Source organism: Micromonospora alfalfae (assembly GCF_022230925.1).
Lineage (GTDB): Bacteria > Actinomycetota > Actinomycetes > Mycobacteriales > Micromonosporaceae > Micromonospora > Micromonospora alfalfae.
In genome coordinates, this window is the sequence record NZ_JAKKFH010000008.1 from 523,569 (window position 1) to 546,270 (window position 22,702).

A 22,702-nucleotide genomic window follows, 5' to 3' on the forward strand; every position below is an offset into this window, starting at 1 on the left:
GTCGGATCGTAGCGGGAGATGCCGATGATCGCCATGGAGGCTGGTCCCGTCCGCACGCGAAGACGGTCTCGCGGCCAACCGCTCGCCGGGCCTCGCTCTCGACGACCAGCCACTCCGCCGGGGTGCGGCAGTAGAGCCGCACCCCGGCAGGGACACCCATCGGGACTGACATCACGACCACAGGTGTCGCGAGCCTCCTCGGCTCCAGATCAGCAACCGAGCCGCTTGCTCGACAGGGCGATGTCGTCGATCCAGAGGTCGAAATCGCCCGGCGTCGTGCCGCCCTGGTAAAGCTGCCAGCCGATCTTCACAGTGTCGACAGTCGGCAGGACGAAGGGAACGTCGTTGCCACCGTGGTCGCTCGTGGAGGCTGTCAGCTCCGGGTTCGCCACGCCGTCGATCCACACCGCGACGCGGTTGTCCGCCGCGTCGATCTTCCATTCGAAGCATTGCCAGGTGTCCTCTACGACCGGGGCGGACTCCCGCCAGTTGGTCCAGTCGCCGGTCGGACCGCCGTCGGCGCCGACCCCCCAGAAGGTTCCGGGGACCGTTGGCGCGTACTGCCCACCGACCGGACGGACGACCTCCGCGCTGCCGGTGCCGGTTGCTTCCACCAGCGTGAAGTGCGCCCAGTCCGGGGCCGTCGGGAAGGCGTCGACGCGCAGACGCATCCGGCCGTAGAAGCGGTTGCCGGGCGCAGCGAAGTCGTCGACGCGCAGGAAGGCGCGCCCGTTGTCGACGGTGTGGACGTGCAGCACCTGGTTACCGCGCCGGGCACGTTCGACGGTGAGCGTGCCGTTGCGGGTGTCGACGCCCCAGTTCAACGTGCTGGGCCCCCCGGCGGGCAGCCGCTCGAAGTCCTCACAGAAGAGCAGGCCACGGGGGCACGAGGGCGGGGACGCCGCCGATGCGCCGGCCGGGACGCTGCCGACTGCGGCCCCGAGGATCAGGGCGGCGCTGAACACCGCGAGAAAACTCCGCATTGTCATCCTCCAAGACGGCTGGCTCCCCACCACAGGGGCGGGGCCAGCAGGAATCTTCCGGCCATGCGACGCTGAGGTGCTCCCGCTCGCACCGCTGCGGCGCGGTTGCCTCCGCGCTGCGGTGATCCGAGCTATTCCGGCATCACCGCATCAGCCACAGCCACATTGACGGCCGTCATTATATGTGAAGAGACTGACTCCGGTCGGTCGGCCGCTAGTGCTGCACGGATCCGCTGGGCGTTGACTCGGAGCCGGGAAAGCGGAACGCTGTGGAAGCGCTCCCATCGTCGAGCTCCTCTGCGAAAGGAATGCTCGTGCGTCCCACCACAGCTCTACTTCCGGTCGTGCTCGCCACGGCCCTCGGCGGTGTGGCCCTGCCGGGGCCCGCCCTGGCCGCAGCCGGCCCGGCGCTGACAGTGGACACCACTGCCGCCCGGCACCAGATCAGCCCGTACGTCTACGGCATGAACTTCGCCGACCAGGGCCTCGCCCGCGACCTGCGGCTACCTGTGCACCGCTACGGCGGCAACGCCACCACCCGCTACAACTTCCGTGCCGACACCACCAACCGTGCGTCGGACTGGTACTTCGAGAACATCCCCAACGACAACCCGAACCCGGCCAACCTCCCGGAGGGCTCGGAGACCGACCGGTTCGTGCAGGAGAACAAGGCCACCGGCGCCGCCACGGTCATGACAGTGCCGATGCTCGGCTGGATCGCCAAGGACCGGGCACGGGCGTGTGGCTTCAGCGTCGCCAAGTACGGCCCGCAGCAGTCCACCGACACCTGGGCACCGGACTGCGGCAACGGCCTGAAGCCGGACGGGTCACCGGTCACCGGCAACGATCCCGAGGACACCAGCGTCGCGGTGGGTCCGGAGTACGCCGCCGACTTCGTCAACCACCTCAAGGGGCAGTTTGGCGCCGCCGCCGACGGCGGGGTCCAGTTCTACAACCTGGACAACGAGCCGGACCTGTGGCACTCCACCCACCGCGACGTCCGCCCGGCCGGGCTGGGCTACGACGAGCTACGCGACAGAACCTACGAGTACGCCGCCGCGATCAAGGCCGCCGACCCCGGCGCGAAGACGCTCGGTCCCGTCGGCTGGGGCCTGAACTCGATCCTCTACTCGGGCCTCGACCAGGACACCTGCTCGCGCACCGGCTGCTGGTCGAACCCGCCGGACAAGGCCGCGCACGGCGGCCAGGACCTCGGCCCGTGGTACCTGGACCGGATGCGCGAGTACGAGCAGCAGCACGGCACCCGCATCCTCGACTACTTCGACGTCCACCTCTACCCGCAGCAGTCCGGCGTGCTCGGCGACGCGGCCGGCGACGCCAACACCCAGGCGCTGCGACTGCGCTCGACCCGCCAACTCTGGGACCCGACATACGTGGACGAGAGCTGGATCAACAGTCCGGTCCGGTACATCCCGCGCCTACGCGAACTGGTCGACCAGCACTACCCGGGCACGAAGATCGCGATGACCGAGTACAACTGGGGCGCCTTCGGGTCGCTCAACGGCGCGCTCGCCCAGGCTGACGTCCTCGGCATCTTCGGCCGCGAAGGACTCGACCTGGCTACCCTCTGGACCGCACCCCAGGCCGACCAGCCGGTGGCCAACGCCTTCCGCGTCTACCGCAACTACGACGGCAAGGGCGGCGCGTTCGGCGAGACCTCGGTCCAGGCGACAAGCACCGACCAGGGCAGGCTGGCCGTGTACGCCGCCGAGCGGAGCGCCGACAAGGCCCTCACCCTCGTCGTCATCAACAAGACCGGCGACGACCTGACCAGCCCGGTCGCCCTCACCGGCGCCTCCGCCAGCACCGCTCAGGTCTACCGGTACAGCGGGGCGAACCTCGCCGGCGTCGTCCGGGAGGCCGACCAGCCGGTGACCGCCGACGGCCTCACGGCCACCTTCCCGGCCAACTCGATCACCCACCTGGTGCTGCCGCGTGACACCACGCCCGGCGACACCCAGGCGCCGACCGCCCCGGGCAAGCCGACCGCCGGCACGATCACCGGCGACAGCGTCTCACTGGCCTGGGCACCGTCCACCGACGACACCGCCGTCGCCGGCTACGGCGTGCATCGGGTCGACACCGCCGGCACCGTGAAGGTGGGCAGCGCCAACGGAACGACGTACACAGTGACCGGGCTGACGCCGGACACCCCGTACACCTTCGTGGTGACCGCCCGCGACGCGGCGGGCAACGTCTCGGCGGCCTCCCCCGGCCTGACCGTACGGACCGCGCCCACCGCCCCGACCGCCGGCTGCGCTGTCGGCTACACGGCGAACAGTTGGCCGGGCGGCTTCACCGCGACAGTGACGATCAAGAACACCGGCGCCACTGCGATCGACGGCTGGAAACTCGCCTTCGACTTCCCCACCACCGGCCAGAAGGTCGACCAGGGCTGGTCGGCCACCTGGAAACAGAACGGAACGAGCGTCACAGCGGACAGCATGAGTTGGAACGGCAAACTCGCCCCCGGCGCATCCACCAGCATTGGCTTCAACGGCACGTGGAGCGGCACCAATCCGGCACCAACCGCCTTCACCCTCAACTCGCAACGTTGCGAGTGACCTGAGAGACCCAGCTCCGCACCACACCGGCGGAGCAGACCGGAGGGGCCGGGGCGCACCAGCGCCCCGGCCCCTCCGAGCGCCGCCTCGCTGCCCGACGTCGGCGTGCACTGCGAAAGGGGCCTCAGGAACCAGGTGTCCAACCGTGTCCAGCCGCGTCCAACATCGCACTCGCCGCCCTCTCCCGATTGCGAGACTTGCCGTCCGTCCGGGCCGTCCGACTCCTGACCCGGCCGACCAGTCCCCTCGTGATGGGAGCGGTGAATGTCAGAACCTGTTGTCAGCCACCCGCGTACGAAAAGACCCAGCCGCAGGTCCCTGCTCGCGATGGCACTCGCCGTCGTGGCATCGGTGGCCTTCGTTCCGACGGCCGCGGCGGCCGGGCCGGTCGACCGACCGGCCCAGCCCGGAGGCGCGGCGGATCGGGCCCGCACCGACGGCCGGGCAGCCCTGGCTTCCCCGGGCAGCGTCGACAGGGACCGGGCGGGCGGGGCGGCGGACATGGCCGAGGCGATCGCCGGACAGCGGGGCATCAGCCGCGAGGCCGCCGAGAAGCTGCTCAGTGCCGAGAACGCCGATGTGCGACTCGCCAACCAGTTGACCACCGAGCTGGGCGCCAGCTCGGGCGGCGCGTACCTGTCCGACGGCAACCTCGTCGTCACTGTCACCGACGCCGCGGCTGCCGCGAAGGTGACCGCCGCCGGCGCGAAGGCGCGCATCGTCGCGCGTGGCGAACGGCAACTCCAGTCCATCCAGCGGGCGCTGGAGGCCACGCCGAGTGAACCGAACACCACCTGGGCGGTGGACCCGGCGACCAACCAGGTGGTGGTGAGCCTGCCGGCGTCCGGGGCGAAGAACGCCGGCCAACGCTCGGCGGCGCGCAAGTTCGGCGCGGCGGTGCGGTTCGAGACCAGCGCCGGCCAGATCCAGCCGAACGTCGGGATCTCCAGCGGGGACTCGTTGGGCGGCTGCTCAGCCGGGTTCACCGCCACCGACTACACCTTCAACTACATCATCACTGCCGGCCACTGCACCCAGGGTTACCCGCACTGGACACTGCCCAACGGGCAGGACGTCGGGCCGTCGCTGGAGAGCAACTATCCGGAGGACGACTACGGCCTCATCTGGATGAACGGTCCGTCGGTCTGGGCGACCGGCGTCATCAACCTGTGGAACAACACAAGCCGGAGCATCCACGGCTGGGCGACGGCCGTGAGCGGGCTGTCGGTCTGCAACTCGGGCAAGACCACCGGATTCAGGTGCGGCACCGTGCTCAAGACCAACGTGACTGTCAACGGCGCCGGCGGCACCGTACGCCAGATGGTCGAGACCAACATCTGCACCCTCGGCGGTGACAGCGGTGGGCCGCTCTTCGCCAGCAACACCGCGTACGGGCTGAACTCGCACGCCAACCGGGTCGGCACCCAGTGCAACTCCTCGCCCCGCACCTGGCACCAGCCGGTGGGAGAGGCGATCACCGCGTATCAGGTCGTCATCTACGGCGCGCCGTGACGAGCGGCGACCAACGAAGGAGACAGGGATGAGAACCGCATTCACCAGAGCCGTACGCCTCACCGCCGCGGCCGTCACGGCCACGGCGGTGGCCCTGACAGTGGCCGTCGGCCCCGCTCAGGCGGACCTCTGGCAGCACACCGACGGGTTCGAGGGGAACCCGGCAACGGTGTGGGAGTTCCACCGCTCCGGGGCTGGGAGCGGAGCCTTCGAGCTGGGTACCGGAACGGCCCGGTCCGGTTCTAACAACGCCATTCTCACCACCTCGACCGGTGGCTGGTCCGGGGTGGGCAAGCTGCTCACGGTGGCGCCGCGTACCGCCGGGCACTCCACCACCTGTGGCGGCGGGTTCTTCGTCCGGGCAGTCAGCGGGCCGGCGGTGCTCAACGTCGAGGTGATCGATCCGGCGAGCTGGACCTACCTTGCGCTGCGCACCGTCCGGATCACCGACACCACGTGGCGACGGCATGACCTGGCCAGCTACACGAACGGCCCGAACCAGGTGTTCGTCCGGGTCTCCCTGCTTGGTGGCAGCGGTGCCGTGCGGGTGGACGACTTCGCCTTCCAGTGCAGCTACTTCCGCGCCTGAGCAGGTAGACCACTGCGGGGCCGGCGCCACGAGCGCCGGCCCCGCAGTCGGTGGCGACCTCGGACGGCTCGGTCCAGCGAGATTAGGAACGATCGTTCTTGACTGATCATTCCTCAATCAGTAGTGTTCTGGACATGGGTCGCCCGCGGGGTTTCGACGAGCAAGCCGTGACCGCAGCGGCAGCGGGGTTGTTCGCCGGCAGGGCCTACGACGGGGTGTCCGTCGACGATCTCGTCCAACAACTGGGGGTGCACCGCAACAGTCTCTACAAGACCTTCGGCAGCAAGCGGGGTCTCTATCTCGCCGCTCTGCGGTGGCACCTCGAGCACCGGCTGCCGTCGCTGACCGAGCAACTCGCCGCTGGCGCGGCGGTCGCCGACGACCCCACCCTCGATCTGCTGTTGTTGGCCGCTGTCGAACGCGCCCCCAGTGACGTCGAGGTGGCAGCCCTGGTGGCCAAGGCGTGGCAGACGCTTGACCAGGCCCTGCAGCGAGCACCGGCGACCCCCGCCGACCCCCCTGCCTCGACTGCGTTGAACGCGCTGCTGGGCGAGCGGCTGCGGGCCCGTGCCGCTACGGCGTCGGCCGGCCCTTCGTAACCCCACTCCCGTACCCGACCACCTCGCCCGGCGCCGCTCGCGCCGGTGCCCCACCATGCCCGACGGCCGGTGCCGTCGGCCTGACGAAAGGACGGTTGTCATGGCCACTGTGCGCGTCGACGGCGACGATCTCGTCGTGGAGATCGAAGGTATGGACAGGTTGTGGTCGCTCAAGAGCCGTCTGGTGATCCCGTTGGCCAACGTCCGCGGCGCCACCGCCGACCCGGGTATCGCCGCCGAACCGAAGGGCCTGCGCGCACCGGGGACGAGTGTGCCCGGCGTCATCACGGCCGGCACCTTCCATCAGGACGGTGAGCGCGTCTTCTGGAACATTCGTGACGGTGCCCGCGCCGTCGTCATCGAACTCGCCGACGAGCGCTATGCCCGCCTGGTCGTGGAGGTCGCCGACCCAGCCGCCACTGTCGCCCTGATCGAGCAGGCGGTCCCGCGATGATCTCCGTCGGCCGGATGCCACGAACCGTCCGCCGGATCACTGTCGGCACCGTCATGCTGGGAACCATCGCCGCAGGGACTCTTCCCGCCACCGCCGTGCAGGCCATGCCGACCACGCCTGCCACGGACCGCGAGATCACCTTCACTGTGGACGGGACCACCACATACGGCACCCTGCACATCCCCGCCCACCGCCGGGGGCAGAAGATGCCTGCCGTGTTGTTGCTGCCCGGCAGCGGTCCGACCGACCGCAACGGCGACCAGCCGCCCGCGCTCACCCCACACACCCTCGCCAAACTCGCCGGAGCGCTGGCGCACGACGGAGTCGTCAGCCTGCGCTTCGACAAGTACGGCACGGGCCGGACCGGGCTGGGCGCCTACGCCGGAAGGCCCGAGACGCTCGACCATCCCGCCTTCGTCCGCCAGGCCGCTACCGCGTACCGGCTGCTCGCCGGCCAACCCGAGGTCAACCGGCGAGCGGTACGCCTGATCGGGCACAGCGAAGGTGCGCTGACGGCACTGCGGGTCGCGGTCGCCGCCGAACCTCGTACGGCCGGAGTCGGGCTGTTGCAACCCCTGGCGAAACGGTTCCTCGACGTGCTCGCGCAGCAGTTGCACGACCAGCTCGCCGCTGCCGTCGCCGCGGGCCAGATGAGCCGGCAGGAGCAACTCACCCTCGGGCGCGCTGTCGACCGGGCCGTTGCCGATTTCCGAGCGCACCGCCCACCCGACACCAGCGCCATGCCGCCCGCGCTCGCCGATCTCTTCCGTGCCCTCGACGGCCCCAGCCGGCGCTACGTGGAGACCATCGACGCCATCGACCCTGTTGCTGTCGCGTACCAGCTACCCCGTCGGACTCCTGTCCTGCTCACCTGCGGAACCATCGACCCACAGGTCCCATGCCACATGACCACGCCGCTGGCAGTAGCGCTGGAACGGGCGCACACCAGGGGGCCTGGCCGAATCGTGCTGTCCGGCGTTGCCCACGGTCTGACCGACCCCGCGAATCCGGACGTCCTCGCCCCGGCCACACTCGACGCACTGGGTCGGTTCATGAGGTACGGCGCCAGGTAGACGAGGCCCACGCTCAAGACCCCTTTCCACGTTCCCCGGTGGGTCCTCTCTGGGACACCGGAAAGCGCCCTGACCTCGACGCCCGCGGCCGCGCCGACGCGCGGCTGCGGGCCACTGCCGGAAATCGCAAGGTACGTCTGGATGATGCTCCCTCGTGCGCGGGCCCCATCAGCGGCGGGTCAGTGCACGGACCTCTGCGACCGCTTCGGCAAGGGCTTCCACTCCGTCGGCGATGAAGCGTTCGGTGAGGGTCGCGTAGCCGAAGATCAGCCCGCCGGGTCCGGCGGGGCTCAGTCGGTACCGGGAGACGCCCTGCACTACCAGTCCGCGCCGGCCGGCGGCAGCCACGACCCGCGCCTCGTCGAGGTCGTGCGGGAGCCAGGTGACGACGTGTTGGCCCGCCGCGACACCGACTGGTTCCAACTCGGGCAGCCGTGCGCGCAAGGCGGCCAGGAGTGCGTCGCGGCGACGGCGGTAGACCGGGCGCATGCGCCGTAGGTGCCTGTCGAATTCGCCGCGGGTGAGGAAGTCGGCGAAGGTCAGTTGGTCGATGACGGGCGAGCCGCGGTCGGCTCGTACCTTGGCCGCCGTGATGTCGTCGACCAGGTGGGACGGTGCCAGCAGCCACCCGAGACGCAGCCCTGGTGCCAGGGTCTTGCTCGCGGTTCCGCAGTAGACGACGGAGTCGGGTGCCAGCCCCTGCATGGCGCCGACGGGCGAGCGGTCGTAGCGGTACTCCGCGTCGTAGTCGTCCTCGATGACCACGGCGCCGCGGCGCTGCGCCCAGCCGATGACCCGGGCCCGTGCGGTGGCCGACAGGACGCCGCCGGTGGGCCACTGGTGCGAGGGCGTCAGCACGACGGCGTCCGCGTCGGTCCGTTCGAGTTCCTCGACGAGGATGCCGTCCGGCCCGACCGGGACGCCGATCACGTCCACACCGAGGGCGGCCGCGGCGAGGCGGGCGTCGTCGTCAGCGGATGGGTCCTCGACTGCCACCCTGCGGGCGCCGCGCGCCGCGAGCACCTGGAGTATCAGCGCGACGCCTTGGCCGTAGCCACTGCAGATCACGACGTTCTCCGGGCGGGCCGATGTGCCGCGGACCCGGTTGAGATAGTCGATCAGGGCTGCGTGCAGTTCGGGTACGCCGCGCCCGTCGAGGTAGGCGAAGCGTTCGTTCGGCGTGGTGGTGAGGACCGTTCGCACCGAGCGCAGCCAGGCGGCCCGGGGGAATGACGACACGTCGGTCCGGCCGTACCCGAAGTCGATCCGGGCCGCTGGCCGATCCCCGCCGCGCCGACCCGCCGACGGAGGAACCGGCTCGACGGCGACCTGGGTGTAGCCGCCCGCCCGGCTGGTGAGGTAGCCCTCGGCGAGGAGTTGCTGGTAGGCCTCGACCACGACGCCGCGGGAGACTCCCAGATCGGTTGCGACGGTGCGGGTGGGCGGCAGGGACGTCCCGAGACGCAACCGACCGGCCCGGATGCTGCCCCGGATCGAGGCGGCGATCTGCCGGTGCAGCGGTTCGGCCGCGGACCGGTCGACATGGATGAGCAGGTCCTCCGCCGTGCTCGAATTGGTTCTGGTTCGAGCCATGGAATCGGACCTTACCGAGTGTACCGATTTCCGTCAGGCTCAGACGTATGCCGACAACGACCAGTCCCCGCTTCGACGGCCGCCTCCTCACCCCTGGCGATCCGGGTTACGACGCGGCCCGCACCGTCTGGAACGCCATGATTGACCGTCGTCCGCGGATGATCGTGCAGGCCGCCGGCGTCGCCGACGTGGTGGCCGCGGTGCGCCTGGCCCGCGAACTCGACCTGGAGATCGGGGTGCGCTGCGGTGGGCACAACGTGGCCGGCCACGCCGTCCCCGCGAACGGCCTGATGATCGACCTGACCCCGTTGAACGGCGTTCGGGTCGACCCGATCCGGCGACGCGCCCGGGTCCAGGGCGGCGCGCTGCTCGGCGTACTCGATCGGGCGTCACAGCCATACGGCCTCGCCACGACTGCCGGTAACGTCTCGCACACCGGAGTCGGCGGCCTGACCCTCGGCGGCGGCATGGGCTGGCTCGCCCGCCAACACGGGTTGGCCTGCGACAACGTCGTCTCCTACACGATGGTCACCGCGGACGGGGAGGTGGTGACAGCGAGCCGAACCGAGAACCCCGACCTCTACTGGGGCCTACGCGGCGGGGGCGGCAACTTCGGCATCGTCACCGACTTCGAATTTCACCTGCACCACACCGGAACGCAGACCCTGGTCGCCGAGTTCGACTTCCGCGCCGAGGACGCCGTACCGGTGCTCGAAGGCTGGCGGGACCTCAACACCGTCGCGCCGCGGCAGGCGACCTTCACCGCCGACGTCCAGAGCACGCCCACCGGCCCTATCGCCACCGTCGGCTTCGTGTGGGTCGGCGACCCGGCACAGGGTCACCGGCTGCTGCCGGCGATGCGCGCGCTCGGGCGCCCGCTCGCCGAGCGGGTCACCACCCCCTCATACCTTCAATTGCAGCAACGCGACGACACCGTCGGTGGCCACGCCTACCGCCGGTACTCCAGTGCGCACTACCTGCGGCAGTTCCCCACTGCCGCGATCGAGGCGTTCCTGCTGCGCGGCGCGTCGGACCTGCACAACGGCACCGACCTGGCCGGCGTCGGCCTGCAGGCGCACGGCGGTGCCATCGCCGACGTCGCGGACGTCGACGCGGCGTTCAGCCACCGCGGCACCATGTTCGAGTTCGGCGCCGGCTCCCGCTGGACCGAACCATCCGAGGACGACATTCGGATGGCAGCGGCTCGCAGTGCCGGAGCGACGCTCGACCCGTACGCCGACGGCGTCTACGTCAACTCGCTCGCCGCCGACGAGGGGCAACGTGGGGTACGCCGCGCGTACCCGGCCGCCAAGCTCGCCAGGCTCACCGCACTCAAGACGATCTGGGACCCGCACAACGTGTTCCACCTCAACCACAACATCCGGCCCCACAGCCAGTAGCCCAGCCTGGTTACGGGCTGTTCGCGGCGTAGGAACGCGTCAGACCGTCCCGGCCCCGAGCCTCAGCAATGCGGCTGCGGCAGGGGGTCAGTCGTCGTCGTTCTTCTTCTTGTCGCGGTTCATGGCCAGGTCGAGCGCGAGGACGCTACCGATGATGAGCAGTGGGTCGACGCCGGCAGTGACCTGCACGGCGTAGGTGTCCCGGATGGTCAGCCACCGCTTGGAGACCGAGGCCACCTCGGTGCCGCCGCGTTCGATCACGTACTCGTGGTCGAGCAGGTCACCCTTCATCTCCAGGTCATCAGGCCCCGGCACGTCGATGGTGAACTTGTCGCGGAACGGCGTGAGCAGCTTCTTACGGACCTCTGCGGCCTTCTCGCCGCCGATGCGGATCTCGTACGTGGGGCGCAGTGCCACCAGGTGCCGGTGCAGCGTGGCGACCTCACGGCCGGCGGCGTCCTCGATGACGACCTTGTCGCGGACGCTGAGCACCTTGCCGTCGACATGGAAGACCTTGGTGCCGTGCTCGTCGAGCACGTCGAAGTCGTCGCCGATCGAGAAGAACCGCTCCTTGATGACAAACATGATTTCGATTCTCCCCTACCGCACACCAAAGTGCCGGCCGAGCACTGCCTGCTCGTCCTCGGTCACCCCGGCTGAAAAGCCACGAGGCATCGCTGCGCGGAACTGACCTGCGAGCAGTGCATGCGCGGCAGCGGGCCCACTGCGGCACCCCTGAGCTGCTGCTTCGCCACGACCCCGGAACGGAAGACGCCGCACACGCGCAAATGATCACGGGACACGGCAGACCGCTTGCCGGCGCGCCGCCATAATGGACGACCGGGGGGTGGCCAGGTGGAATTCCGGGTCCTTGGCGCGGTCGAGGCGTACACCGCCGGTGTGCCCGTCGACCTCGGCTCCCGCCAGCAGCGTCTGGTGCTGGGGCTGCTCCTGCTGGAGCCCGGTCGCGCGCTGGCGGTGGACCGACTTGTCGAACTCGTCTGGGGGTCCGACCCGCCCGCCTCCGCCCGAAGCACACTTCAGGCGCTCGTCTCCCGACTGCGCGCCTGCCTGCGCCGCGCCGGCAACCCGATGGACGCCGATCCGCCCGAGGTCATCGAGATCCTGCACACGGGCGCGGGCTACCTCCTGCGGGTGGATCCGGGCTCGGTCGACGTACATCGCTTCACCGGCCTGGTCGCCCGAGCCCGGCAGGCCGATGACGAACGGGCAGTCAAGCTGTTCGGCCTGGCGCTCACGCTCTGGCGCGGCGATCCGCTGGCCGACGTCGCCCCGACAGTTGTACGAGACCGGCTCTGCGTCGGCCTGCGAGAGATGATGTGGACCGCGGTTGAGGACCGCCTGGAGGCACTGATCCGGCTGGGCCGGTCACGCGACGCGCTGGACGAGCTGGGCAAGCTACTCGCCGAGCATCCCTTCCGGCAGCGGCTGGTCGGTCAGCTCATGCTGGTCCTGCACCGCGCGGGACGCACCGACGAGGCCCTCGCGACCTACCGCGAGCTGCGAGCCCGGCTGGTTACCGAATTTGGCCTCGATCCCACCCCGGAACTGCGGCAGATGGAAGCCGCGATCCTGCGGGCCGACCCCACCCTCGACGTCCCACCGGATTCGCCGCCGCCACTCGGGGACCTGGTACGGCGAGGCTCCGGTGATCCACCCGCGCGGCCTGCGGAGCTCCCCCACGCACCCGGTGGTTTCGTCGGCCGGCGGGCCGAACTGACAGCGCTCGACGCCCAACTCGACGCCGTGCGTCACGGCGGCGGGCCCGGCATCGTCGTCATCGACGGGATGGGCGGGATCGGTAAGACGGCACTCGCCCTGCACTGGGGTCATCTGCACCGCAACGACTTCCCGGACGGTCAGGTCTACCGCGACCTACGGGGGTTCAGCCCGGGCGACACCCCGATGCCGCCAGTGGAGGCGCTGCCCCGACTGCTGCTCTCGCTTGGCGTGCCACCATCGGACATCCCACCCACTGTCGACTCTCAGAGCGGGCGGATGCGCAGCCTGACCGATGGCCGGCGGCTGCTGATCGTGTTGGACAACGCCTACGACGCCGCACAGGTCCGACCGCTGCTGCCGGGGAATCTGGCCGGCCTCGTCGTGGTGACCAGCCGACGCCGCCTTCCGGGGCTCGTCGTCCGCGAGCAGGCGCTGCCGCTGAGTCTCGCTCCGCTGCGCCCGGTCGAGTCGGTGGACCTGGTCGCCGGGTGCCTACGTCGGTCCCGGCCTGACGAGCGCACGGCACTCGCCGAGTATTGCGGCCATGTGCCGCTGGCGATCCGTATCGTCGCCGCCCGCGCGTTGGACCTGCCGGAACGTCCGCTCGGCGACCTGCTCGACGAACTACGCGAGGGAAGCCGGCTTGACGCGTTCGTCGGGCCTGACGGCCCCGACACCAACCTCCGTGCTGTCTTCTCCTGGTCGTACCGTGGCCTGTCACCCCCCGCCGCCGAGCTGTTCTGGCGGCTGGCACTGCACCCGGGCGAGAGTGTCGGCGTCCACGCCGCGGCGGCCCTCGCGGGCGTCAGCGTGCTGCGGGCCCGGGAGCTGACCGCCGAGCTGCACCGGGCCAACCTCCTTCAGCTTCCAGCGCCGGACCGCTACCAGTTCCACGACCTGGTGGGCGCCTACGCCAGGGAGTTGGCCGAGGCGCCGGAGAACGCGGCGCAGTCGCGACCGGTGTTCGACAGCCTGCTGAACTGTTACCTGCACACGGTCAGCGCCGCGGGACGGGTGCTGCAACCGCACCGGCCGCACGTCAGCCCAGCCCCGCCAGCCCCGGTCGAGGCAATGCGCGTCGAGACGTACCAGGCCGCTCTGGGCTGGTGCGAAAGCGAACGGACGAACCTGGTTCCGATGGTTCGCGCAGCGGCGTCGCGCGGCGCGCCGGCGTACGCATGGCAGATCGCCCTGGCCGCGTCGGCGTACTGGTACATCACCAAACGCAGGGAAGACTGGCGGATCGCGACCCGCATCGGGGTCGCCGCCACCCGTGCCGTCGGTGACCGACGGGCTGAGGGTGCCCTGCTGGCCAGCCTCGCGACCGCGCTGTGCGAGAGCCGACGTTATACCGAGGCCATCGACCTGTACCAGAAGTCGCTGCGATTGCACGAGGCCAGCGGCGACTGGGACTGGCGAGCCACCAGCCTGAACAGCCTCGCCGTCGCGCACGCGGAGGCGGGCCGCCCCGACGAGGCGCTGGCGACGTTCGCCCTCGCCCGCGAGGAACACAGGCTGCGGGGTAACCGACGGGGTGAGGGTGTGGCACTGCAGAACATGGCCCAGTGCCATGTGCTGCTGGGCCAACCCGGCGAGGCGATCGACCGCCACGAGGAGGCACTGACCGCGATGCGTGACGCGGGTGACCGGTACGCGGAGGCCATCTGCATCGCCAATCTCGGCGAGGCGCACGCCGAACTGGGCGATCACGAACGGGCGATCCGACGCTTCCGCGAGGCAGTGCGGCTGCACCTGTCCACCGGCAACGAGCACGGCAGGGCCCGGACACTGCTGGCCCTGGGACGGTCCCTGAGCGAGCGGGGCGACGACGAGGCCCGATCCTGTTGGCGACAGGCGCTCGCCGTCTTCAACGAGCTCGGAGACCCGGAGGCGGACGAAATCCGGGCGCTGCTGGGCGAGCCGGCGACGACCGACAGTTGACCTGATTCCCCCGACACGACCGGTGCCAGCACTGGTGCGACACCAAACGTGGCCGCTACCAGCTCTCGCGTTGATGTGTCCGCTGCAAGCCTGCTGCAGGCGAGTTGCAAGCCACCCCGCCGACAATCGGTCAGTCGGTTCCCGCTGGGCGGACGGCCAGCCGTTCTGGCCCAAGACTGTTTACCGGTCTGCCGAAGGTAGCTATGGCCGCCAGGCGGCACGAAGTGTTCGGCAGACCGGGACCAGTAAACGGAGTTATTCGTGGGTTCACGCATCACGATCACCGCCGGTTCGCTCGCGATCGCGGTGACAATTGCCCTCACTGGGTGCGGCAGCCTCGGCAGATCGCACGACCCCGGAGGTGGCACGAGCGAGTCGAAGGAGACCGTTGGTGTCGCGGCGGGCACGCCCGAGAAACTCGGGGCACCGATCGGAAGCCAGGACATTCAGATCAGCGACAGCGGCAAGCTCTTCCTGGTCAAGGTCGAGCTGTACCCACTCCGTCGCGACAAGGGTTTTGTCACAGTCAACGTCCGTTTGACCCGCACGGATGCCGGCGACAACCCGGACCGTTGGCAGATCGCAAGCGCGTTCGAGGGTGACACGATCGCCCTGGCCTTCTCGGGCGTGACGTTGGTCGACCGGAAGAACCGCAAGCGGCACCTGGTCGCCCGGAGCGGGGACCAGGACGCGAAGCCCGGCCAGGTGAAGTATCTCGCTTCGTCGGGCCTCGCCTCGGTGTTCGTGCAGGCTGGCCAGTCGGTCGAGCTGTACGCCATGTTCGGAGCCCCACCGGATGATGTCACCGCCGTTGATGTCGTCATCCCCCGCGTGCCGGTCTTCGAGAATGTGCCGCTCGGTTAGCCGGCGGACAGCGCTGGCCGCCACGCTGACCATCTGCCTACTGGTCAGCGAACCGGCGATCGCCTGGTCCGCACCGATACCGACCCCAACCCCGCCGACCGGCACCGTGCCTGGGCCACAGGCCACGTCCGGCGAGCAGGTGAGCGCGCCGATAGTGGACATTCAGGGCCCGGTGCAGGACATTTTCCTGCTCACCGGGGACGCCGACGGCACCAGCCTGCAGGCCGAGTCCAGCAGTCGGATCGAGCTGACACTCGCGGCGGATGTGCTCTTCGCCTTCGGTAAGGCCGATCTGTCGCCGGCTACCCGCGCCCGGCTGGACGAGATAGCCGAACGGCTTCGTACCCAGGCCAAGGGCACGGTTCAGATCGACGGTCACACCGACTCGGTCGGTGACGACGCGCAGAACCTGACGTTGTCCCGCCGACGGGCCCAGGCAGTGCGCGACGCGCTGACCGCGGCACTCGTCGACGGCGGTGTCACCTACGAGATCAACGGCTTCGGGGAGACCAGGCCCGTCGCGCCGAACACCGTCGACGGCAAGGACAACCCGAAGGGCAGAGCCAGCAATCGACGTGTCGAAATCCGGTTCGACAAATGACGGCCCCGGAGAGAGTTCACGGTGTCAGAACCTCTCCGGGGATTGCCCGCTGATCGCCCGGCGGCCACGCACCAATTGTTGACGGCATCTGACCAGTGTCGAATTCGGTCGTCATGCCACCGCGCGTCCACTCTGGCAAGCTGTCCCAGTGATGGTCGGTGATCTCTTGGGCGACAGATATCAGGTCGAGAGCCGTCTCGGCGCTGGGGGCATGTCGGTCGTCTGGCGGGCGTGGGACCGCGTCCTCGAACGTGGGGTGGCAGTCAAGGTCCTGGCCGGCGCGCAGGCCGGCGCCCGAGGCGCACGGCAACGCGTCCAGGCAGAGGCCAGGTCCGCAGCGGGCCTCTGGCATCCGCACGTGACGAGTGTGTACGACTATGGCGAGCACACCGATGCCGCCGGCCGCCAGGTGTCGTATGTGGTGATGGAACTGCTGCCCGGCCAGACCCTGTCCCAACGACTTGCCGCCGGTCCGCTGCCGCCGGCCACCGCGATGCGGACGTGCGCGCAGGTCGCCGAGGCGCTCGCCGCCGCGCACGAACGTCAGCTGGTGCACCGCGACATCAAGCCGTCCAACGTGATGCTGACGCCGGCCGGTGTGAAGGTGGTCGATTTCGGTATCGCCACCACTGTCGGTCGGCCGGAGCTGGAGGCGGACGGACAGCTGTTGGGTACCGCGGCCTACCTCGCGCCCGAACGGCTCGCCGGTGGCACCGTCCTGCCTGCCTCCGACGTCTACGCGCTCGGACTCTTGCTGTACCGAACGCTGACCAATGAGCTGCCTTGGTCGGCGGAGACTCCCACGCAGATGTTGACTGCTCACGTGTACGTCGATCCGGCACCGCTGCCTGATATCGAGGGAGTGTCGCCGGAGGTTCACCGCCTCCTCGACCGTTGCCTCGCCAGGGATCCCGCGGATCGGCCGGACGCGGCGGAGGTGGCCACGGCCCTGCACGGTCTGACCGAGGACGCCGAGCGGCGGGTGAAACAGGCGGCCCAGCCGGCATCCGTCTCGCCCGTGTCTGCCCCGACTACCGCCGGTCCCTCTCCCGGTCGGCGTCGCCGCATCCCGAACGCGGTGTTGATCCCCGTTCTCCTGGCGACGGCAGGGATCATTTCGCTTGTGCTCCCCCAGTTCGTACCTGCCGATGGCAGATCGGGCGAAGTCGCCACACGTGACGGTGCCACCCCGCCCGACGCCGCCTTCGATGTGACTGTCACTGAGGTGCCTGCTCCCCGGCAGACGTCCGGGCGGCCCGCACCGGTCTCACTACCGAGCCGCACGGTGATCGTTCCGGCTGGGCCGGCTGAAGCGACCGCTCGAGCCGGTTCCTCGGCTGGCCCTGGCCCTGCAACGTCACCCAGTGCCGAGGATCTGACGGGACCGTCCAGTGCCGCGCCGGCGCCGACCTCCCCGAAGCCAGGTACGCCCCTTCGGGCACTCGGTGGTGTGGTGACCGTGCTCTGCACCGGCGATCAGATTCGCGTTCTGGACGTCGCTCCTGCCACCGGCTACCGCCTCAAGGACTACAACTCCGGGCCCGTCAAGGAGATCCAGGTGGTGCTGCTGTCCGCAGGCAACAAGAGCGAGATCAAGGCGCGGTGCGAGGACGGCACGCCATTGCCGAAGATAAGGGAGAGCCGCCAGTGAGCGGATGACGTACGCAGATCGTCATGATCCAGAGTGCGTGCGGCCGGTTTCAGTCGTTGTCGGGTCGGCCCGATCCGGCCCCCACTGTCCGCAGGTGTGCCAGCCCCTGGGCCCAGGACTGGATCAGGGTGGTTTCGTGGTACGCGATGCCATGTTCGGCGCAGAACTGGCGGACCAGTGGCTGGGCGTGGCGCAGGTTCGGCCGGGGCATGCTGGGAAAAAGGTGATGTTCGATCTGGTAGTTGAGCCCACCGAGCAGTGCGTCGAGGAGGCGACCCCCGCGCACATTGCGAGAGGTGAGGACCTGACGGCGTAGGTAGTCGATGTCATCGGTCCCGGTCAGGATCGGCATCCCCTTGTGGTTCGGGGCGAAGGAGCTGCCCAGGTAGAGGCCGAAGAGTGCCTGATTGACCAGGATGAACACGATCGCCTGCGGAACGCTCAGGACCAGGAACACGACAGTGAGGTAGCCGGCGGAGTGCAGGAGGAGCAGTCCGGCCTCCGCTCGTCGGCGTCGGAGACCGCTGCGGAAGAGGACCGCCCGGACGCTGGCGGCGTGCAGATGCAGACCCTCCACCATCAGCAGGGGGAAGAACAGCGCCGCTTGATGCCGAACGAACAGCGCGCGCAGGCCGCGCTGCGTCGCGGCCTGACCGGGGGTGAAGGACAGCGGCGCCACCACGAGGTCGGGGTCGCGGCCCTCGGTGTTGGGATGTGCGTGGTGGCGATTGTGCTTGTCGACCCACCAGCCGTAACTGATCCCGTTCACCAGGTTTGCACAGACATAGCCGATCACGTCGTTCGCCCGGCGGGATCGAAGGATCTGCCGATGCCCGGCGTCGTGTCCGAGAAAGGCCAGCTGCCCGAACAGCATTGCGACGCCAGCGGCGGTCGCCGTCTGCCACCACGAGGACCCGAGGCGGACGAACACGACGCCCATCAACGCGAGACCGACAAACACCACTGTCACCCGCGCCGCGTAGCGGCGGGGGTGCCGGTCGAGGAGACCCGCGCCTCGGACCAGGCGGGACAGATCGGCGTAATCACTGCCCCGGTCACTGCGAGCACCAAGATCTGTTTCACTCACCGTCGCCACTCCTCGTCAGCCACGCCAATCAGCTCCACTGACCCCGCCGTCAGTCGTGACCGGGGCACGTAGTGCATGCGTGGTCCTGCAGAAATCGATGAACGAACCGCCGCTGATGGCTTCAGTCTTTCGCAAAGCCGCCTCTCGCACGCCGAAACCATCCCACCATGCGCCGCACGTGAGTGCGACTCGCTTCATGGATGCCTGACGACCAGTCGCAGCCCGTACGTGACTGCGCACAGCGGGAACACCACGATCCCGACAGGATCAGGCTCAGGGCAGCGCAGTGACGAGTTCTGCTGGCGGAGTGCGGAGTTGGGTGTCCTTGCTGGGCGGTGTGCCGAACATGCGGCGGTATTCACGGCTGAACTGGGAGGGGCTGTCGTAGCCGACGCTGAGGCCCACACCGGTGATGTCTGAGGGGTGGCTGGCGAGCAGGAGCCGGGCTTCTTGCAGGCGGATGCGTTTTTGGAACTGGATGGGGCTCATTCCGGTGACTGTCTGGAAGTTGCGGTGGAACGCGGACACGCTCATGCCGGCGATTTCCGCCAGGTCCTCCACCCGGAAGGCGGTGGCGTAGTTCTCCCGGATCTGACGTACGGCGCGGTTGATGTGGGCCAGTCCACTGTCGGCGAGACCGAGCTGGCGGATGGCGGCTCCCTGCTCACCTCGCAGGAGATGCCAGAGGATTTCCCGCTTGACCATGGGAGCGAGGATCTTGCGGTCCGCGGGCTGCTCCAGCAGTCGCAGGAGGCGCACGATGGCGTCCAGCAGTGTGGGCGAGGCCGTGGAGACGGCAATGCCTGGCGATGCCGTGCGTGGGGTGGCCGGCAGGTCTCGGGGGTCGGCTTCCAGGAGGAGTTCAGCAAGCGCTGAGGGAGCGAGAGTCATGCCGAAGCCGAGGGTGGGCTGCCCGGTGTCCAGGACATGGCCGGTGACGGGGAGGTCGGCAGAGGCGATCAGATACTCACCGGGCCCATACTCGTAGAGGTGCTCGCCCAGGGCGAGGCGTTTGCCGCCCTGGGCGATGACTGCGAGCACGGTCCCGGACATCCCGGCCGCCGACGCGTTCGGATGGTTGAACTTGCATACCCTGATGCCCTCGATCGACGTACTCATGTCGGGCCGCGCATGCCGGTTGAGAAGCTCACGCATTTCGTCCAGGGCAGACATGAGTCTATTCATGCACAAACCTCCACACCGTGGCGTTGACCTGGCAGGATTGAGCACACAGATGTCCCCGCCAGGCAAGGCGGCTCGTGGGCGGCTGTCCTGGCTCGTCGCGCAACGAGCCGTGGGCGGCGTCGCTCACAGCAGGAGTTGGTTCAGAGGTTCTGGCCTCCGGAAACTTCGATGTCCTGGGCGGTGATCCACCGGCCCTCCTCGGAGACCAACACGGCGATGACCATGCCGATGTCGTCGGGCTCCCCGACGCGGCCGAGAGTGAAGGTCTTCGCCAGTTCCGGGATGATCTCCGGGTTCCTGCTGAACGCGTCGTCGGCGAAGCGGGTGACGGTGGCTCCCGGTGCGACCGAGTTCACGCGGATGCCGCGGGGACCGAACTCCTTGGCCATGTAGCGGGTGATCACCGCCACGGCGCCCTTGAGAGCGGCGTAGACGGAGTATCCCGGCGCGGTCACCTGGGGCAGCGTGGAGTTGCTGGTCAGGTTGACGATGGCGCCGCCGTCGGCGAGGAGCGGCAGCAGGGCCTGGGTGAGGAAGAAGGGCCCCTTGAACAGGCCGTCCGTGAGCCGGTCGAATTCCTCCTCGCGGGTGTCCTCGATCATCGCCATGCCGGCGAATCCGGCGTTGTTGACCAGGTGGTCGAAGGAGTGCCGCTGGAAGGTTTCGCGCAGCACCTCGGCAACGGTCTCCCGGAAGGTGGCGAATCCCGCCGTATCGGCGAGATCCAGGTGCAGCGCCACGGCAGTGCCGCCCTGCTGCTCGATCCGCGCGACGGTGTCCTTGGCGCCCTGTTCGTTGGAGCTGTAGGTCAGGATGACGCCGGTACCGCGCCGGGCGATCTGCAGGGCGGCGCTCTGGCCGATGCCGGAGCTGGCACCGGTGACGACGGCTACCTTCATTGTGTGCCTCCTGGGCCTGAGGATTCGTCGGAATCCGTGGGGAATGTGTCCCTTCCAGGAGACCGCTGTGCCGGACCCGCGAAAAGAGCGATCCTCTTCGTCTCTTGCCCAATCCTCTCGGATGGGCCGCGTCAGCCGACCCCGCTCCTGCCCGCCGCGCAAGGAGCGTCGACCCTTGCCGGACGTGCCCGGCCCGTCGTTGTGCTACGCGTGAGCAGGATCGTGCAAGGATCCGCCAGGATGCCCCTAGCAGCCCTCCCGGCGTGAGGTTTGACTTGCCCCAAAAGCCATTCCGTCAGGACGAGTGAGGCAGCCGACCATGACCGACACCACGGACAGAAGCTACGACGTGGGCGCGGTCAGGCGCGCTCTGGCCATCGGCCCGGGCTCGCCGCGCGAGGCCCGCACCATCGACATCACGACCCTGGGCCGGCGCACCGGCCGCCCGAGGCGCATCGAGATCTGGTTCCACCACGTCGACGGCCGCTGGTACCTCAGCGGGATGCCGGTGCCCCGAAGCTGGAACGCCAACCTGTCCGCGCACCCGCACTTCACCGTCCACCTCAAGAACGGCGTCCGGGCGGACCTGCCGGCCACCGCAGTGCCGGTCGAGGATCCCGCGGTGCGCCATCGCGTACTGTCCGCGGTCGTCGCACTGCAGGACGAGCCCGGTTTGCGCATGCGCGTCACCCAACGCCAGCGCTTGGAAGACTGGCTCGAGCACAGCCCGCTGATAGAGATCGTCTTCGACGACGAACGGCTGCGCCAGCCGCTGAGTTGACCACACCGGACGACATGGAGCGGCAGTCTGCGCGCTACTGCTGGCCGCCGCCACCCTCGCCTGCGCCACGACACCCGAGGGCTCTGGGCCCTGACGGCTGTCCTCAGCCGGGGGATTTCCAGGCAGACGGTCAGGAAGTGCGGAACGACGCCGGCTCGGTCAGGCCGATGCCCTTGCAGTCCCATCGGGTGCCCTGGTCGTGGACCCAGCCTGGTCCGACAAGGCGTGACGAGATGCGACCAGTGATACGGCAGGTCAATTCCGTTGGAAGTGATGGACTCGTTCGCGAAGTTGTTGAGCATCGCCAACGAAAACAATGTCTCCTACACAGAGCTCTGCACCTAGGCCAGGGACATGGCCCTCTCCGACGCTGATGACAACTCGGTGCCACCCGTCCCGGTGGACGGATCAGCGGATACCGTTACCACCGACACCTGGGCGACGTCAGATCAGGGTCCTCCGGACGGCAGAGCGGTCAGGTCAGGAGCCTGGAAGTACCGTGGAGAACGCCGAGGTCTTCGGACGGAAGGTGCAGGAACCCCCATTTTCGAAAGCCTCGACCCTGGTCGACAACCGGACTCGCCCCACCTCCCGCCCCCATTCGCGACGGGCTTGACACCGCAGGGGGCCAGGGGTTGACTTGCGGCTATGGACCCGGCATCAGCTGAAGGCCAAGAATCGTCTGTCCGGGCGAGTGTGGCTGACCGACAGATTGTCGCTCCACGGTGGTACTACGCGGTAATCGGAGTAATCGCAGGTGCCGCAACTGCGGCAAGCGGTCTTCTGTCGCAGCAGATCGCGGGCCCCTTTCTCGTCATCGCGGCCCTATCCGTGGCAGTGACTAGCCGTATCGCGGCGAAAGTCTCGGGAACTCGTCTGCCTATTCCAGCCAGCGCCGCCGGCGTTGGTTATCTGGTCGCCCTCGCCGTCGTGTTGATCGGGTCCCTGATCGTGGTATGGACCGTAGTGCGCCCTGACGGCCCTTCCTGGCTCGCCTGGATGCTTGGCACTCTCGTGTTCGCGGTCGTACTCAGCGGCACGTGGGTGGCGAAGACGGAGCGTGCGGCGCAGCAATCGGCGTAGGCGTCGCTGACAGCCGCCGAGACGACCCGGGCGGGCGGCGCTCCTGCTCGATCACCGCTCGATTGGTATCGCTGCTGGG

Annotated in this window: 19 protein-coding genes; 13 read left to right on the forward strand and 6 right to left on the reverse strand. The window is 69.0% G+C overall.

What is annotated here, in order from left to right; genetic code table 11:
- Window positions 1-209 precede the first annotated feature (209 nt).
- A complete protein-coding gene (locus MED01_RS08985) occupies window positions 210-983 on the reverse strand; it encodes a hypothetical protein (protein WP_238668048.1) in 774 nt (257 codons plus the stop codon).
- A 314-nt stretch (window positions 984-1,297) separates the two neighbouring features.
- On the opposite strand from MED01_RS08985, the gene MED01_RS08990 reads away from it, so the two are divergent.
- From MED01_RS08990 to MED01_RS09015, 6 genes are all read left to right on the forward strand, one after another.
- Entirely contained in the window at window positions 1,298-3,568 is a 2,271-nt protein-coding gene (locus MED01_RS08990) for a glycoside hydrolase family 44 protein (protein ID WP_238668049.1), read from the forward strand.
- 264 nt (window positions 3,569-3,832) lie between these two features.
- Complete coding sequence (locus MED01_RS08995) at window positions 3,833-5,080, forward strand: S1 family peptidase (RefSeq protein WP_238668050.1); 1,248 nt, start codon at window positions 3,833-3,835, stop codon at window positions 5,078-5,080.
- A gap of 28 nt (window positions 5,081-5,108) precedes the next feature.
- Window positions 5,109-5,669: a hypothetical protein gene (locus tag MED01_RS09000; RefSeq protein ID WP_238668051.1), complete on the forward strand. Its 561-nt coding sequence runs from the start codon at window positions 5,109-5,111 to the stop codon at window positions 5,667-5,669.
- A gap of 134 nt (window positions 5,670-5,803) precedes the next feature.
- Window positions 5,804-6,268: a TetR/AcrR family transcriptional regulator gene (locus MED01_RS09005; RefSeq protein WP_238668052.1), complete on the forward strand. Its 465-nt coding sequence runs from the start codon at window positions 5,804-5,806 to the stop codon at window positions 6,266-6,268.
- A 100-nt stretch (window positions 6,269-6,368) separates the two neighbouring features.
- Window positions 6,369-6,722, forward strand: a complete 354-nt coding sequence (locus MED01_RS09010) for a hypothetical protein (RefSeq protein WP_238668053.1) — start codon at window positions 6,369-6,371, stop codon at window positions 6,720-6,722.
- Between the two features lie 14 nt (window positions 6,723-6,736).
- Entirely contained in the window at window positions 6,737-7,795 is a 1,059-nt protein-coding gene (locus MED01_RS09015; RefSeq protein ID WP_238668054.1) for an alpha/beta hydrolase family protein, read from the forward strand.
- Between the two features lie 168 nt (window positions 7,796-7,963).
- On the opposite strand, the gene pdxR is transcribed toward MED01_RS09015, so the two are convergent.
- A complete protein-coding gene (gene pdxR / locus MED01_RS09020) occupies window positions 7,964-9,388 on the reverse strand; it encodes a MocR-like pyridoxine biosynthesis transcription factor PdxR (RefSeq protein ID WP_238668055.1) in 1,425 nt (474 codons plus the stop codon).
- Window positions 9,389-9,435: 47 nt separating this feature from the next.
- Here pdxR and MED01_RS09025 point away from each other — a divergent pair, with 47 nt between their 5' ends.
- Window positions 9,436-10,788, forward strand: a complete 1,353-nt coding sequence (locus tag MED01_RS09025) for an FAD-binding oxidoreductase (RefSeq protein ID WP_238668056.1) — start codon at window positions 9,436-9,438, stop codon at window positions 10,786-10,788.
- An 87-nt stretch (window positions 10,789-10,875) separates the two neighbouring features.
- Here the strand turns inward: MED01_RS09025 and MED01_RS09030 are convergent, their stop codons facing one another.
- Window positions 10,876-11,373, reverse strand: a complete 498-nt coding sequence (locus MED01_RS09030) for an LURP-one-related/scramblase family protein (protein ID WP_238668057.1) — start codon at window positions 11,371-11,373, stop codon at window positions 10,876-10,878.
- Window positions 11,374-11,643: 270 nt separating this feature from the next.
- On the opposite strand from MED01_RS09030, the gene MED01_RS09035 reads away from it, so the two are divergent.
- The 4 genes from MED01_RS09035 to MED01_RS09050 all read left to right on the forward strand — a co-directional run bounded on the left by MED01_RS09035 (window position 11,644) and on the right by MED01_RS09050 (window position 17,588).
- Window positions 11,644-14,472, forward strand: a complete 2,829-nt coding sequence (locus tag MED01_RS09035; protein WP_238668058.1) for an AfsR/SARP family transcriptional regulator — start codon at window positions 11,644-11,646, stop codon at window positions 14,470-14,472.
- 261 nt (window positions 14,473-14,733) lie between these two features.
- Window positions 14,734-15,336 (forward strand): hypothetical protein, encoded by a 603-nt coding sequence (locus tag MED01_RS09040; RefSeq protein WP_238668059.1) that lies wholly within the window; start codon window positions 14,734-14,736, stop codon window positions 15,334-15,336.
- Window positions 15,320-15,937 carry an OmpA family protein gene (locus tag MED01_RS09045; RefSeq protein ID WP_238668060.1) on the forward strand — a complete coding sequence of 206 codons (618 nt, stop codon included), beginning with the start codon at window positions 15,320-15,322 and terminating at the stop codon, window positions 15,935-15,937. Before MED01_RS09040 ends, MED01_RS09045 begins: the two co-directional genes overlap by 17 nt.
- Window positions 15,938-16,088: 151 nt before the next feature.
- Entirely contained in the window at window positions 16,089-17,588 is a 1,500-nt protein-coding gene (locus tag MED01_RS09050; RefSeq protein WP_238668150.1) for a serine/threonine-protein kinase, read from the forward strand.
- A 49-nt stretch (window positions 17,589-17,637) separates the two neighbouring features.
- Here the strand turns inward: MED01_RS09050 and MED01_RS09055 are convergent, their stop codons facing one another.
- From MED01_RS09055 to MED01_RS09065, 3 genes are all read right to left on the reverse strand, one after another.
- A complete protein-coding gene (locus MED01_RS09055) occupies window positions 17,638-18,675 on the reverse strand; it encodes a fatty acid desaturase family protein (RefSeq protein ID WP_238668061.1) in 1,038 nt (345 codons plus the stop codon).
- 273 nt (window positions 18,676-18,948) lie between these two features.
- Window positions 18,949-19,848: an AraC family transcriptional regulator gene (locus MED01_RS09060; RefSeq protein ID WP_238668062.1), complete on the reverse strand. Its 900-nt coding sequence runs from the start codon at window positions 19,846-19,848 to the stop codon at window positions 18,949-18,951.
- A 152-nt stretch (window positions 19,849-20,000) separates the two neighbouring features.
- Complete coding sequence (locus MED01_RS09065; RefSeq protein WP_238668063.1) at window positions 20,001-20,759, reverse strand: SDR family NAD(P)-dependent oxidoreductase; 759 nt, start codon at window positions 20,757-20,759, stop codon at window positions 20,001-20,003.
- A 319-nt stretch (window positions 20,760-21,078) separates the two neighbouring features.
- Here MED01_RS09065 and MED01_RS09070 point away from each other — a divergent pair, with 319 nt between their 5' ends.
- Together MED01_RS09070 and MED01_RS36320 are read left to right on the forward strand one after the other, a co-directional pair.
- Window positions 21,079-21,540 (forward strand): nitroreductase/quinone reductase family protein, encoded by a 462-nt coding sequence (locus MED01_RS09070; protein ID WP_238668064.1) that lies wholly within the window; start codon window positions 21,079-21,081, stop codon window positions 21,538-21,540.
- Window positions 21,541-21,804: 264 nt separating this feature from the next.
- On the forward strand, window positions 21,805-21,885 hold the full coding sequence (locus tag MED01_RS36320) for a DUF2610 domain-containing protein (RefSeq protein WP_504898598.1): 81 nt from the start codon (window positions 21,805-21,807) through the stop codon (window positions 21,883-21,885).
- Window positions 21,886-22,702: the final 817 nt, after the last annotated feature.